A 12,150-nucleotide genomic window follows, 5' to 3' on the forward strand; every position below is an offset into this window, starting at 1 on the left:
AAGGCTTGGGGAAAAGTCATGATCCCGTGCCGCCAAAGCAGCACAGACCCGTGCTTACCCCGAGCCTGTCGCACAGGCAACAGGCCGGCGGCGCAAAGCTCCCAACACTCGCCGCATCGCGATGTCGCGGACCCTCATCGAAAGGACACCCCTATGGCAGACAGCCTGCAAACCGAAGTGCGCGGCAACGTGCTCGTGATGACCATGCACCGGCCCGAGGCGCGCAACGCCATGGACCGTGCCACCTCCGAGGCGTTGGCCGCCGCGCTCGACGAGCTCGATGCGCGCGACGACCTGCGGCTGGGCGTCGTCACGGGCTCCGGCGGCACCTTCTGCTCGGGCATGGACCTCAAGGGCTTCCTGCGCGGCGAACGGCCCATGGTGGAAGGCCGCGGCTTCGCGGGCCTCACCGAGCGGCCGCCGCGCAAGGTGCTGATTGCCGCGGTGGAGGGCTATGCGCTGGCCGGCGGCTTCGAGATGGTGCTGGCCTGCGACCTCGTCGTGGCGTCGCGTGCTGCCAAGTTCGGCCTGCCCGAAGCCAAGCGCGGCCTGGTGGCGTCCGCGGGCGGGCTCATGCGCCTGCCGCGCCGCATCCCCTACCACGTGGCCATGGAGTTCGCGCTGACGGGCGACATGCTGGACGCCGAGCGCGCCCATGCCCTGGGCCTCGTGAACCGCCTGGCCGAGCCGGGCCAGGCGCTGGCCGGCGCGCTGCAACTGGCCGAGAGCGTGGCCGCCAACGGCCCGTTGGCCGTGGCGACGAGCAAGCGCATCGTGAGCGAGTCGGCCGACTGGAGCCAGGCCGAGATGTTCGAGCGCCAAAAGCCCATCGCGGCCCCGGTGTTCACCTCGTCCGATGCGCGCGAAGGCTCGGCCGCGTTCGCGGAAAAGCGCAAGCCGAACTGGACCGGCCGCTGATCAGCTGAGTGGCTTCTGGTGCTGGTGCCGCGCCAGCCCATGGCCATGCGAGTGGCCGTGGTCCGGCGCCGCCAGCGGCACCACGTGCACGGCGCCGTGCCGCACGCCGCGCAGTGCCACCAGCCGCTCGGCACAGGCCTGCACCGCGGCGAGCGGGCCGCGCAGCACGGCCGTCTCCAGGCAGTCCTCGTGGTCCAGGTGCGTGTGCAGGCTGCTGACCACGAGGTCGTGGTGTTCGTGCTGCAGGTCCAGCACGCGCCGCGCCACGGTCTGGTCGTGGTGGTCGTAGACGTAGCTGACCGTGGCCACGCACCATGGGTCCACGGGCGTGAAGGCCGCGCTGGCCGGAACCGCCAGCGAGGCATCGCCCAGGCGCGAGCGGATCAGGTCGCGCACGGCTTCGGAGCGGTTCTCGTAGCCCTTGGCCGCGATCAGTTCATCGAACTGCCGGGCCAGCGCATCGTCCAGCGAGATGGTGAAGCGTTGCATGCGCGCGAGTGTGCCGCATCGCCAAGGCACCGCCGTGGGCTGCGGCGCCCGTGCCCGCTGTCGTGGTGCACCGCCGCAGTGCGTGCAACAGCATGACCGTCATCAAAGCGTGTGACAAACGCATACCACCTTCAGTGTTTTCCTGGGGCGAGGGGGTTTTCATCTTCGGTACAGTTCTTGATAGGTCGGTTGGACCTACTACGGAGATTTTTGAAATGACACAGAAGATCGCTTACGTCACCGGCGGCATGGGCGGCATCGGGACCGCCATCTGCCGGCGCCTGCACAAGGAAGGCTTCAAAGTGATCGCTGGCTGCGGCCCCACGCGCGACCACGCCAAGTGGATCGCCGAGCAGGCGGCCGAGGGCTACACCTTCTACGCCTCGGCGGGCAACGTAGGCAATTGGGATTCCACGGTCGAGGCCTTCACCAAGGCCAAGGCAGAGCATGGAAGCATCGATGTGCTGGTCAACAACGCGGGCATCACCAAGGACCGCATGTTCCTCAAGATGACGCGCGATGACTGGGACGCCGTGATCGAGACCAACCTGAACTCCATGTTCAACGTCACCAAGCAGGTGGTGGGCGACATGGTCGAGAAGGGCTGGGGCCGCATCGTCAACATCTCCTCCGTCAACGGCGAGAAGGGCCAGGCCGGCCAGACCAACTACTCGGCCGCCAAGGCCGGCATGCACGGCTTCACGATGGCACTGGCGCAGGAACTGGCCAACAAGGGCGTGACCGTCAACACCGTGAGCCCGGGCTACATCGGCACCGACATGGTCAAGGCCATCCGCCAGGACGTGCTCGACAAGATCGTCGCCACCATCCCGGTCAAGCGCCTGGGCCAGCCCGAGGAGATCGCCTCCATCATCGCCTGGCTGGCTTCCGACGAAGGCGGCTACTCCACCGGGGCCGACTTCTCGGTCAACGGCGGCCTGCACATGGGCTGACAGGCCTCGGCCTTGCCACAGCAGACCCGCCTCGGCGGGTTTTTTCGTTTCGGGGGCGGACGCGTTGCGGTGCTACGGTAAATTGCCCCGCACCAGGCCAGGCACCACAGACCAACCCGAAAGACCACCGACATGCCGCACAGCGTCTCCCTGATCAGCACGATCGCCGTCGGTCTGGGCCTGGCCTTGGTGTTCGGCTTTCTCGCCGCGTGCATCCGCTTGCCGGCCCTGGTGGGCTACCTGTTGGCGGGCGTGGTGATCGGCCCGTTCACGCCGGGTTTCGTGGCCGATGCCGGGATCGCCGCGCAACTGGCCGAGATCGGCGTGATGCTGCTGATGTTCGGCGTGGGCCTGCACTTCTCGCTGGACGACCTGCTGGCCGTGCGCAAGATCGCGCTGCCCGGCGCGGTGGTGCAGATGGCGGTGGCCACGGCGCTGGGCATGGCGCTGGCCACGCTGTGGGGCTGGAACCTGGGTGGTGCGCTGGTGTTCGGCCTGTCGTTGTCGGTGGCCAGCACCGTGGTGCTGCTGCGCGCGCTGGAGAGCCGCGGCGTGCTCGATTCCTTCAACGGCCGCATCGCGGTGGGCTGGCTGGTCGTCGAAGACCTGGCCATGGTGCTGGTGCTTGTGCTGCTGCCGCCGCTGGGTGGCTGGCTGGCCGGTGGTGACGTGGCCGATGCCAACGCGTTGTGGAAGACGCTGGGCTTCACGCTGCTGCAGGTCGGCGGCTTCGTCGCACTGATGCTGATCGTCGGGCGGCGCTTCTTCCCGTGGTTGCTCTGGCAGGTGCAGCGCACCGGTTCGCGCGAGCTGTTCACGCTGTGCGTGGTCGCGGCGGCCGTCAGCATCGCGTTCGGTTCCACCGCACTGTTCGGCGTGTCCTTCGCGCTGGGCGCCTTCTTCGCCGGCATGGTCATGCGCGAGTCCGAGTTCAGCCACCGCGCGGCCGAGGAATCGCTGCCGCTGCGCGACGCCTTCGCCGTGCTGTTCTTCGTCTCGGTCGGCATGCTGTTCGACCCCATGGTGCTGGTGCAGCGGCCGCTGCAGGTGATCGCCGTGGTCGGCATCATCGTGGTCGGCAAGTCGATCGCCGCCGCGGCCCTGGTGCTGGCCTTCCGCTACCCGCTCAACACGGCGCTGACGGTCTCGGCCAGCCTCGCGCAGATCGGCGAGTTCTCGTTCATCCTGGTGGGCCTGGGCGCCTCGCTGGGCCTGCTGCCGCCCGAAGGCCAGAGCCTGGTGCTGGCCGGCGCGCTGATCTCCATCGCGCTGAACCCCGCGGCCTTCTACTGCTCCGAGCCCATGCAGCGCTGGATCCTCGCGCGCTCGGCCGTCGCGCGGCGCATGGAGGCGCGCGACGATCCCATGGCCGAACTGCCCACGCACACCGAGCAGAAGTACCTGGCCCAGCAGGTCGTGCTGGTCGGCTACGGCCGCGTGGGCCGGCGCATCGCGGCCACCATGCAGGCGCACCACATTCCCTTCGTCGTGGCCGAGCAGAACCGCGAGACCGTGGAGCGGCTGCGCGGCGAAGGCGTGGCGGCGGTGTTCGGCGACGCGTCGGAGCCGGCCACGCTGATCCAGGCCCACATCGCACGCGCGCGCATGCTGGTCATCGCCACGCCCGATTCGCTCAACGTGCGCCAGATGATCGCGGTGGCGCGCGCGCTGAATCCCGGGATCGAGATCGCCGTGCGCACGCACAGCGAGACCGAGGCGCGGCTGCTCAACGAGGAGCAGGCCGGCCGCGTGTTCCTGGGCGAGCAGGAGCTCGCACAGTCCATGGCGCGCCACGTGGTGGAGCGCACCACGGTCGGCGCGCCCGCGCACTGACTCAGCGTTGCGTGCTGGCGCGCAGCCGGCTCACGTCGAATTCGCTGACGCTGGCCGCCTGGTTGCCCCAGGCGCCGCGCACATAGGTCAACACGGCCGCGATCTCGCGGTCCGTCAATGCCAGCACGAAGGGCGGCATGCCGTAGGGCCGCGGGTTGCCGGCCGTGGCCGGCGTGAAGCCGCCATGCAGCACCACCTGCACGAGGTTGGCCGTGGACGCCATGGTCACGGCCCGGTTGCCGGCCAGCGGTGGGTAGGCCAGGCCAGCGCCTTCTCCACGCTCGCCATGGCACTGGGCGCACTGCTGCTCGTAGCGCTCGCGGCCCAGCGTGGCGGTCTCCGCACTGGGTGCCACGCGCGCGGGCGGCGGCGGGGCCGGCTGCTGCGGCAGCGCCTGCAGGTAGACCGCCATGGCCGTGAGGTCCTCGGTCGTCAGGTGCTGGGTGCTGCGCAGCACCACCTCGGCCATGGGGCCGGCGGCCCAGCCGCGCGGCGCCACGCCATTGCGCAACAGCGCCACGACCTCGTCCACGGGCCAGTCGGCCACGCTGGCCTCGCTGGCGGCGGTCAGCGCGGGCGCGTACCAGTTCTGCATCGGGATCAGGCCGCCGGACAGCGGCAGCCGCTCGTCGCTGGCACCCCAGGCGTTGCGCGTGGTGTGGCAGGCCGCGCAATGGCCCAGGCCGCGCACGAGGTAGGCGCCACGGTTCCACTCGGCCGTCTGTGCGGGCTCGGCTTGGTACGCGCCGGGCCGGAAGTACAGCGCGCGCCAGACCGCCAGCGCGGCCTGCTGGTTGTAGGGGAAGCGCAGTTCGTGCGCGAGGTTGGGCCGGGCCACAGCCGGCTGGCTGCGCAGAAAGGCGAACAGCGCGTCCGCGTCGGCGCGCGTGACTTCGGTGAAGCTCGTGTACGGGAAGGCTGGCACGAGCAGGCGGCCATCGCGCGAACGGCCATGGTGCATGGCGCGCCAGAATTCCGAGGCGCTCCAGGCGCCCAGGCCGTGCGTGGGGTCGGGCGTGAGGTTGCTGCCGTAGACCGTGCCGAAGGGCGTGGGGATGGGCGTGCCGCCCGCGAACGGCTCGCCGCCGCGCGCCGTGTGGCAGGCCGCGCAGTTGCCGGCCTGGGCGAGGTAGGCGCCGCGCGCGATCAACGCGGGCGTGGCCGGCACGGCGGGCTCGGCCACGGAGAGGTCCGGCTCGCCGCGCACGTTGAGCCACCAGACCAGCGCGCTGGCGGCGGCCAGCAGCAGCACGAGCGCGCCGAGGAACTGCGACAGGCGCTTCATCGCGCACCCCCGAGTTCGGGCGCGCTGCCGCAGGCCAGCGTGTTGCCGGCCGGTGCCTGGGCCACGGCCTTGGCTTCGGCGGGCACGGGCTGGGCTGCGAGCCAGCCCGAGACCGCCGCCACGTCGGCATCGGCCAGGCGCTGGGCCACATGGGCCATGCAGTCGGGCGCCAGCGCGCGGCGCTGGCCGGTCTTCCAGGCGCCGAGCTGGCCGTTGAGGTAGTCGCGCGGCAGGCCCAGCAGGCCCGGCACGTTGGGCGCCACGCCGGTCATGGCCGCGCCATGGCATTGCACGCAGGCCGGCAGGCCGCGCGCGGCATCGCCGTGCTGCACGAGCTGGCGGCCACGTTCGATCAGCGCGGGCGGCGCCGTGGCAGGTGCGGGCGGCGGATAGGGCACCTCGAGTGCCGCGAAGTAGCCCGCGATCTCGCGCAGGTAGTCGTCGCTGAGCCGGTCCACCATCTGCGTCATGAGGCCGTAGTGGCGCCGGCCGTCGCGGAAGTTCAGCAACTGGTGGTAGAGGTAGCCCGCCGGCTTGCCCGCGATGCGCGGGTAGTAGCCGTCGGGCCCGGCACGCCCCGCGGGGCCGTGGCAGACCGCGCAGGCGACCATGCGCTGGGCCATGGTGTCCTGCACGGTGGGCGGCGCGGCCTGGGCGGCACCGGCCAGCAGCGTGAAGGCAAGGAGCAGGGCTGGGCGCAGAGCGCGCGTGGCAGGACTGGTGTTCACGGCGGTCGATGATGCCCCAAGCCGCCGCGGCACGACAGCATCAGTTCGCCGGGGCTGGACCGGATCAGATGTCCCCCGGGTGACGCCGTCGTCCGTTCCGACGATTCGCGTGCGGCCACGCGCGCGCACAGTGCGGGCCTGGCCATCCAAGGGAGACGACCTGTGTCTGGGGCACTGAACGACGAAGAACTGCGCTTTCGCGACGAGGTGCGCGATTTCCTCGCGCACGCGCTGACACCCGAGCTGCGCCTGGCCGGCCGGCGCTGCAGCGGCATCTTCACCGAATACCACGACGGCAACCGCTGGCACCGCATCCTCGCCCAGCGCGGCTGGAGCGTGCCGCACTGGCCGGTGGAGCACGGCGGCACCGGCTGGACGCCGGTGCAGCACCACATCTTCGCGAGCGAGCTGGCCGCGGCCGATGCACCGCCGCGCGCACCCATGGGGCCGGGCATGGTGGCGCCCGTCATCATCGCCTTCGGCACGCCCGAGCAGCAGCAGCGCTGGCTGCCCGCCATCCGCAGTGGCGAGGACTACTGGTGCCAGGGCTACTCGGAGCCCGGCGCGGGCTCGGACCTGGCCTCGCTGCAGTGCCGCGCCGTGCGCGAGGGCGACGACTACGTGATCAACGGCACCAAGATCTGGACCACGCACGCGCAGTACGCCAACCGCATGTTCTGCCTGGTGCGCACGGCCACCGGCGGCAAGCCGCAGGCCGGCATCAGCTTTTTGTGCTTCGACATGGACGCGCCTGGCATCACGGTGCGGCCCATCATCAGCATCTCGGGCGACCACGAGCTGAACCAGGTGTTCTTCGACAACGTGCGCGTGCCCGTGTCCGGCCGCATCGGCGAGGAGAACCAGGGCTGGACCATCGCCAAGTATTTGCTGCAGCACGAGCGCGGCGGCAGCTATGCGCCGCAGCTGCGGGCGCGGCTGCGGCGCCAGCGCCGCGCGTTCGCGCAGGCGAACCTGCGCGGTGCGGAGGCCGGCGACCTGGCGCTCCAGCTCGCCGAACTGGAGTGCGCGGTCGACGCGATGGACGCCATGGACATGGCCGCCCTGCGCGCGCAGGTGCGCGGCGAGCCGCGTGGCATCCGGCCGTCCATGGGCAAGACCCTGGGCACCGAACTGCGCCAGCGCCTGGACGAGCTGGCCGTGGAGATCGCCGCCCAGTACGCGGCCGTGGGCCTGCCGCTGGACGACCGCCTGGACGGCCCGCTGCCGCTGCCCGAGGACGCCGTCTACGCGATGTCGGCCTACCTCAACGACCGGGCTGCGAGCATCTACGCCGGCACCAACGAAGTCCAGCGCAACCTGATCGCAGCCCATCTCCTGGCGAATTGACATGGCAAACGAAGACACCCTGGGCATGCTGCAGGACAGCCTGGCCCGCTACCTGGAAGACCGCCACGGCTTCGAAGCGCGCCTGTCCGCGCTGCGCGATGCCGACACCGCGCCGCCGCCGTTCTGGCCCGGCCTGGCGCGCGAACTCGACCTGCTGCGCGCCGCGCTGCCCGAGGCCCAGGGCGGCCTCGGCCTGGGCCTGGCCGCGCACCTGGCCATCATGGAAACGCTGGGCGCCTCGCTCGCCGCCCAGCCCTACCTGGCCACCATGGTGCTGGGGGCCGGACTGCTGCAGCGCCACCCCGGTGCCGCGGCCGATGCGTTGCTGGAACAGGTGGTCGCAGGCCGCGCCGTGCTGGCCTTCGCGCATGGCGAGGCCGAGGGCCGCCACAGCCGCGGCTGGGTGCAGACGCGCCTCGCGCGCGACGGCGAGGGTTGGCGCCTGGACGGCCGCAAGGCCGTCGTCCACGCCGCGCCCTGGGCCAGCCACTTCATCGTGAGCGCGCGCAGCGCCGGCGCGCCGGATGCGGCGCAGGGTGTGTCGCTGCTGCTGGTGCCGCGTGGCACACCGGGCCTCAGCCTGCGCGCCTACCCGCTGCGCGACGGCGACCGCGCGGCCGAGCTGGCCTTCGACGACGTGCGCCTGCCGGCCACGGCGCTGCTCGGAGAGGCTGGGGCGGCGCTGCCGCAGATCGAGCAGGCGCTCGACGAAGCCACGTTGGCCGTCTGCGCCGAATCGCTGGGCGTGCTGCGCCGCCTGCTGCGCGACACGCTGGACTACGTGCGCCAGCGCAAGCAGTTCGGCGCCACGCTCTCCAGCTTCCAGGTCGTGCAGCACCGGCTGGCCGACATGCACATGGCGCTGGAGCAGGCCATCGCGCTGACGGGCCAGGTCGGCGAACGGCTGGCGGCCGGCGGTGTCACGCCGGCCGAGCGCGCGCGCGCCGTGTCCTCGGCCAAGGTGGCCGCGTCCAAGGCCTGCAAGGCCGTGGGCCAGGGCGCGGTGCAGCTGCATGGCGGCATGGGCATGACCGAGGAACTGGCGGTGGGCCACTACATGCGGCGCGCCACGCTGATCGAGGGCTTGTTCGGCCCGGTGTCCTGGCACCTGCGCCGCGTGGCCGATCTGGCCGAGGCCGCTGCATGACGGCGGCGCTGCCCGACAACACCCCCATCCTGGTCGGCATCGGCGAGGCCGTCCACCGCAGCAAGGAGCCGCCCGGCCTGGAACCGCTGGCGCTCATGGAGCAGTCGCTGCGCGCGGCCGAGCAGGACGCCGGTGCGCCGCTGCTGGCGGGCCTGGACGCGCTCGACGTGGTGTGCGAGTACTCCTGGCCCTACAGCGACGCGCCCGGCCTGCTGGCCGCGCGCCTGGGCTGCCGCCCAGCCCATAGCGTCTACGGCGAGACCGGCGGTGAATCGCCCGTGCGCTTCATCCACGAGGCTGCGCTGCGCATCGCGCGCGGCGAGAGCGAGGTCGCGGCCATCGTCGGCGCCGAGTCGCGCTACACCGTCGATGCAGCGGCCAAGGCCGGCCTGGCGCTGCCCTGGACGCCGCGCGACGACAGCGTCAAGCTCGTGCGCGGCACCGTGCTGTGCCATCCCGTGGCCGTGCAGCTGGGCGCCTTCATGCCCACCACGATCTACCCGTTCTACGAGAACGCCACGCTCGCGCACTGGGGGCTCACGCCACGCCAGGCGCACGCCGAGTCGGCGCGGCTGTGGGCGCGCTACTCCGAGGTGGCCGCAGACAACCCGCACGCCTGGCTGCACCGGCGCTTCACGCCCGAGGAGGTGGCCGAGCCCGGCCCCGCCAACCGGCTGATCGCCTGGCCCTACACCAAGCACATGGTGGCCAACCCCGTCGTCAACATGGGCGCGGGCGTGCTCCTGACCAGCGTGGGCCGGGCGCGCGCCCTGGGCATCCCGCCGGCGCGCTGGGTCCACCTCTGGGGCGGCGCGGCCGCGCGCGAGCCGCGCGACTACCTGCAGCGCGACCACTACGTCGGCTCGCACGCGCAGGACCTGGTCATGGAGACCGTGCTGGCGCAGGCCGGTGGCGACGCCGCCGCCTTCGACATGCTGGAGCTGTACAGCTGCTTCCCGGTCGTGCCCAAGATGGCACGGCGCACGCTGGGCCTGGCGGCCGATGCACGCATGACGTCCACCGGTGGCCTGAGCTTCTTCGGCGCACCGCTCAACAACTACATGACGCACGCGGCCTGCGGCCTGGTGCGGGCGCTGCGTGCCGCGCCGGGCAAGGCTGCGCTGCTGTACGGCCAGGGCGAGTACGTGACCAAGCACCACGCGCTGGTGCTGGGCGCCGATCCGGCGCCGCCCGGCGCGCTGGCCGAGGACTACAGCGTGCAGGCCGCGGCGGATGCACGCCGTGGCGCGGTGCCCCCGCTGGTGCTGGACCATGCCGGCGCGGCGCAGCTGGAAACCTTCACCGTGATCTACGGCCGCGACGGCCAGGCCACCCACGGCGTGGTGATCGCGCGCACACCGGCCGGCGCACGCCTGATGGCGCGCGTGCCGCCGCACGATGCCGCCGCACTGGCGGTGCTGACCGACGCCGACCGCAGCCCCGTCGGCCACGCCGGGCGCACGGCACCCGGCGAGGATGGGCTGCTGGTCTGGGCGTTCGCGTGACCGTCCTGGAGGCGTCCGCAGCCGGCCAACGGCCGGCAGCTCAGCGAACGCCCCCGGCGAGCTTGGCGCCCAATCCGATCAGCGCCAGGCCCGCCAGCCGGGTTGCGGCTCTCCTGGCCCCGGCAAAGCCTGCCAGGCGCACGGCAACGAGGTTTCCCACCAGCACCAGCGCCGCCTGGTAGGCCAGGCTCAGCACGGTGACGTGCAGCATCATCACAGGCAGAGTGGCCGCGGACGCCCCCGGTTTGAGGAACAAGGGGAAGAACGCGACAAAGAACAGCAGCACCTTGGGGTTGGTCAGGCTGACCAGGACCGCCTTGCGGAAGTAGGCCGCCGCGGGCTGCGCGGGTGCCGGCTGGGCCGGCCCGCCGCTGGCCGGGCTGCGCAGCAGCTGGACACCCAGCCAGACCAGGTAGGCCACGCCGAACCACTGCAGCACCTGGAACACCACCGGCCGGGCCTGCATGAGGGCTGCAAGGCCCAGCGCAGCGCCCACCATGAACACCAGGTCGCCCAGCAGCGTGCCGAGGACCGCGGCCATGCCGGCCGCGCGGCCCTGGCGTGCCGTGGCGTCGAGGATGGCGATCGTGCCCGCGCCAGGAACGGCCTGGAACACGAGGATGGCGGTGACGAAGCTGGTGTAGTTCTGGATGTCGAGCATGGGGCAGGTGCGCTGGAGCCGAAGTGGTCCACGATGATCGGCCGCCAGCCCGCGCCCGCACAGTGCTTTTTGACGGCCATGGCGCGGTCTCACCGTGCATTCTTCTGGTGAAATCCACCGATGGCACAGATGGACAAGACGGTGTTGGATGCAGTGGCCTGGCGCCTGCTGCGTGCATTGCAGGCGGATGCGCGCGCGCCGTTGAAGGCGCTTGCCGAGGCGGCGGGGCTCTCGGTGGCCGCCACGGCGGAGCGGCTCAAACGGCTGCAGGACGCCGGCATCGCCCAGCGCTTCGTGGCCGAGGTGGATGCGGAGAAGGTGGGCTACCCCGTCAAGGCCATCGTGGGCATCACCGCCACCCAGCCCGGCAAGAAGGCGCTGCTGGAGCGGCTCGGCCGCGCGCCCGAGGTGATCGAATGCCACCACGTTGCCGGTGCGGACTCCTACCTGATGACCGTCGTGGCCACCGGCCTGGCCGACCTGGAGCGCTTCATCGGGACCATCAACGGCTACGGGGAGACGCGCACGTCCATCGTGTTCTCCACCCCCATCGAACGCCGCGGCCTGGTGCCGCCCGGCTCGGCTCGGCGCCCCTGAACGGCCGGCTTCCCCGCATTCACCACTTGGGAATGCGCAGGGTCTTGCTGACCATCAGCGTGCCCGACAGCGCGAACAGCAAGGCCATCGGGTGCAGCGCCCATGGCCCCAGCAGCCAGGCGCCACCGTAGAGCCCGTCGCCGATGCGGCCCTGCCAGGCGGCGAATGCCAGCACGGCCGTCAGCACCACGCTGGTCGGAATCGGCGTGCCCTCGAAGTACTTGACCTTGCCGCCCTCGCTGCCCTCGGCCAGCGCCTCGGCCGTCACGTTGAAGCGCGCCAGGCGGCTCACGCCGCAGCAGACGAAGTAGACGAGCATGGCGATGTCCCAGCCCCCCGTGAGGCCGGCCGCGAAGCCCAGCGTGGCCGGGCCCACGCCGAACGAGATGACGTCGGCCAGCGAGTCGAGCTCGCGCCCCAGTGCCGAGTGCTGCTGGCGCCAGCGCGCGATGCGGCCGTCGAGCACGTCGAACACGAACGCGATCGGCGTCATCAGCGCGGCCAGCAGGAAGTGGGTCGTGTCCCGCGTGACGAGGAACTGCATGGCCAGAAACACCGAGGCCATGCCGAAGGCCGCGTTGCCCAGCGTGAAGAAGTCCGCGAGGTGGAAGCCGCGCAGCATGGAGAAGTGGCGTGGGGATCGGGGCAGGGCGCTCATGTGAGGATTCTCCTGGAGCCTGGAGCTTG

The 12,150-nt window shown here is 71.5% G+C and carries 12 protein-coding genes; 7 read left to right on the forward strand and 5 right to left on the reverse strand.

Features of this window, described 5'->3' with window-relative positions:
- The first annotated feature begins 153 nt into the window (after nt 1-153).
- Nucleotides 154-918: a crotonase/enoyl-CoA hydratase family protein gene (locus tag ACSQ4M_RS13990; RefSeq protein ID WP_436190109.1), complete on the forward strand. Its 765-nt coding sequence runs from the start codon at nt 154-156 to the stop codon at nt 916-918.
- Here ACSQ4M_RS13990 and nikR read toward each other — a convergent pair whose 3' ends face one another.
- The gene (nikR, locus tag ACSQ4M_RS13995; RefSeq protein WP_436190110.1) at nt 919-1,407 is read right to left on the reverse strand and encodes a nickel-responsive transcriptional regulator NikR; all 489 of its coding nucleotides are present in this window, start codon (nt 1,405-1,407) and stop codon (nt 919-921) included.
- Between the two features lie 215 nt (nt 1,408-1,622).
- On the opposite strand from nikR, the gene phbB reads away from it, so the two are divergent.
- Both phbB and ybaL read left to right on the forward strand, forming a co-directional pair.
- Entirely contained in the window at nt 1,623-2,360 is a 738-nt protein-coding gene (phbB, locus tag ACSQ4M_RS14000) for an acetoacetyl-CoA reductase (RefSeq protein ID WP_436190111.1), read from the forward strand.
- Nucleotides 2,361-2,492: 132 nt separating this feature from the next.
- Entirely contained in the window at nt 2,493-4,193 is a 1,701-nt protein-coding gene (gene ybaL / locus ACSQ4M_RS14005; protein ID WP_436190112.1) for a YbaL family putative K(+) efflux transporter, read from the forward strand.
- Between the two features lies 1 nt (nt 4,194).
- Here the strand turns inward: ybaL and ACSQ4M_RS14010 are convergent, their stop codons facing one another.
- Both ACSQ4M_RS14010 and ACSQ4M_RS14015 read right to left on the reverse strand, forming a co-directional pair.
- On the reverse strand, nt 4,195-5,478 hold the full coding sequence (locus ACSQ4M_RS14010; protein WP_436190113.1) for a c-type cytochrome: 1,284 nt from the start codon (nt 5,476-5,478) through the stop codon (nt 4,195-4,197).
- Nucleotides 5,475-6,206, reverse strand: coding sequence for a c-type cytochrome (locus ACSQ4M_RS14015; RefSeq protein WP_436190114.1), 732 nt, complete (start codon nt 6,204-6,206; stop codon nt 5,475-5,477). The genes ACSQ4M_RS14010 and ACSQ4M_RS14015 overlap by 4 nt, the downstream gene beginning before the upstream one ends.
- Nucleotides 6,207-6,368: 162 nt before the next feature.
- On the opposite strand from ACSQ4M_RS14015, the gene ACSQ4M_RS14020 reads away from it, so the two are divergent.
- Genes ACSQ4M_RS14020 through ACSQ4M_RS14030 form a run of 3 tightly spaced genes read left to right on the forward strand, consistent with a single transcriptional unit; the run spans nt 6,369 to nt 10,205 of the window.
- Nucleotides 6,369-7,553, forward strand: a complete 1,185-nt coding sequence (locus tag ACSQ4M_RS14020) for an acyl-CoA dehydrogenase family protein (protein WP_436190115.1) — start codon at nt 6,369-6,371, stop codon at nt 7,551-7,553.
- A 1-nt stretch (nt 7,554) separates the two neighbouring features.
- The gene (locus ACSQ4M_RS14025; RefSeq protein ID WP_436190116.1) at nt 7,555-8,700 is read left to right on the forward strand and encodes an acyl-CoA dehydrogenase family protein; all 1,146 of its coding nucleotides are present in this window, start codon (nt 7,555-7,557) and stop codon (nt 8,698-8,700) included.
- Nucleotides 8,697-10,205 (forward strand): acetyl-CoA acetyltransferase, encoded by a 1,509-nt coding sequence (locus tag ACSQ4M_RS14030; protein WP_436190117.1) that lies wholly within the window; start codon nt 8,697-8,699, stop codon nt 10,203-10,205. Before ACSQ4M_RS14025 ends, ACSQ4M_RS14030 begins: the two co-directional genes overlap by 4 nt.
- 40 nt (nt 10,206-10,245) lie before the next feature.
- On the opposite strand, the gene ACSQ4M_RS14035 is transcribed toward ACSQ4M_RS14030, so the two are convergent.
- Nucleotides 10,246-10,866 (reverse strand): LysE family translocator, encoded by a 621-nt coding sequence (locus ACSQ4M_RS14035; protein WP_436190118.1) that lies wholly within the window; start codon nt 10,864-10,866, stop codon nt 10,246-10,248.
- A gap of 129 nt (nt 10,867-10,995) precedes the next feature.
- Here ACSQ4M_RS14035 and ACSQ4M_RS14040 point away from each other — a divergent pair, with 129 nt between their 5' ends.
- The gene (locus tag ACSQ4M_RS14040) at nt 10,996-11,463 is read left to right on the forward strand and encodes an Lrp/AsnC family transcriptional regulator (RefSeq protein ID WP_436194009.1); all 468 of its coding nucleotides are present in this window, start codon (nt 10,996-10,998) and stop codon (nt 11,461-11,463) included.
- A gap of 19 nt (nt 11,464-11,482) precedes the next feature.
- On the opposite strand, the gene ACSQ4M_RS14045 is transcribed toward ACSQ4M_RS14040, so the two are convergent.
- Nucleotides 11,483-12,121 carry a CDP-alcohol phosphatidyltransferase family protein gene (locus ACSQ4M_RS14045; protein ID WP_436190119.1) on the reverse strand — a complete coding sequence of 213 codons (639 nt, stop codon included), beginning with the start codon at nt 12,119-12,121 and terminating at the stop codon, nt 11,483-11,485.
- Nucleotides 12,122-12,150 lie beyond the last annotated feature (29 nt).

This window comes from Pseudorhodoferax sp. LjRoot39, from assembly GCF_964253035.1.
Taxonomy (GTDB): domain Bacteria; phylum Pseudomonadota; class Gammaproteobacteria; order Burkholderiales; family Burkholderiaceae_C; genus Pseudorhodoferax.

Bases quoted from the DNA above. Each gene is read 5' to 3' on its own strand.
- ACSQ4M_RS14010 (WP_436190113.1), bottom strand. From the start codon at position 5,478: ATGAAGCGCCTGTCGCAGTTCCTCGGCGCGCTCGTGCTGCTGCTGGCC.
- ybaL (WP_436190112.1), top strand. From the start codon at position 2,493: ATGCCGCACAGCGTCTCCCTGATCAGCACGATCGCCGTCGGTCTGGGC.
- ACSQ4M_RS13990 (WP_436190109.1), top strand. From the start codon at position 154: ATGGCAGACAGCCTGCAAACCGAAGTGCGCGGCAACGTGCTCGTGATG.
- phbB (WP_436190111.1), top strand. From the start codon at position 1,623: ATGACACAGAAGATCGCTTACGTCACCGGCGGCATGGGCGGCATCGGG.
- ACSQ4M_RS14025 (WP_436190116.1), top strand. From the start codon at position 7,555: ATGGCAAACGAAGACACCCTGGGCATGCTGCAGGACAGCCTGGCCCGC.
- ACSQ4M_RS14035 (WP_436190118.1), bottom strand. From the start codon at position 10,866: ATGCTCGACATCCAGAACTACACCAGCTTCGTCACCGCCATCCTCGTG.
- nikR (WP_436190110.1), bottom strand. From the start codon at position 1,407: ATGCAACGCTTCACCATCTCGCTGGACGATGCGCTGGCCCGGCAGTTC.
- ACSQ4M_RS14045 (WP_436190119.1), bottom strand. From the start codon at position 12,121: ATGAGCGCCCTGCCCCGATCCCCACGCCACTTCTCCATGCTGCGCGGC.
- ACSQ4M_RS14030 (WP_436190117.1), top strand. From the start codon at position 8,697: ATGACGGCGGCGCTGCCCGACAACACCCCCATCCTGGTCGGCATCGGC.
- ACSQ4M_RS14040 (WP_436194009.1), top strand. From the start codon at position 10,996: ATGGACAAGACGGTGTTGGATGCAGTGGCCTGGCGCCTGCTGCGTGCA.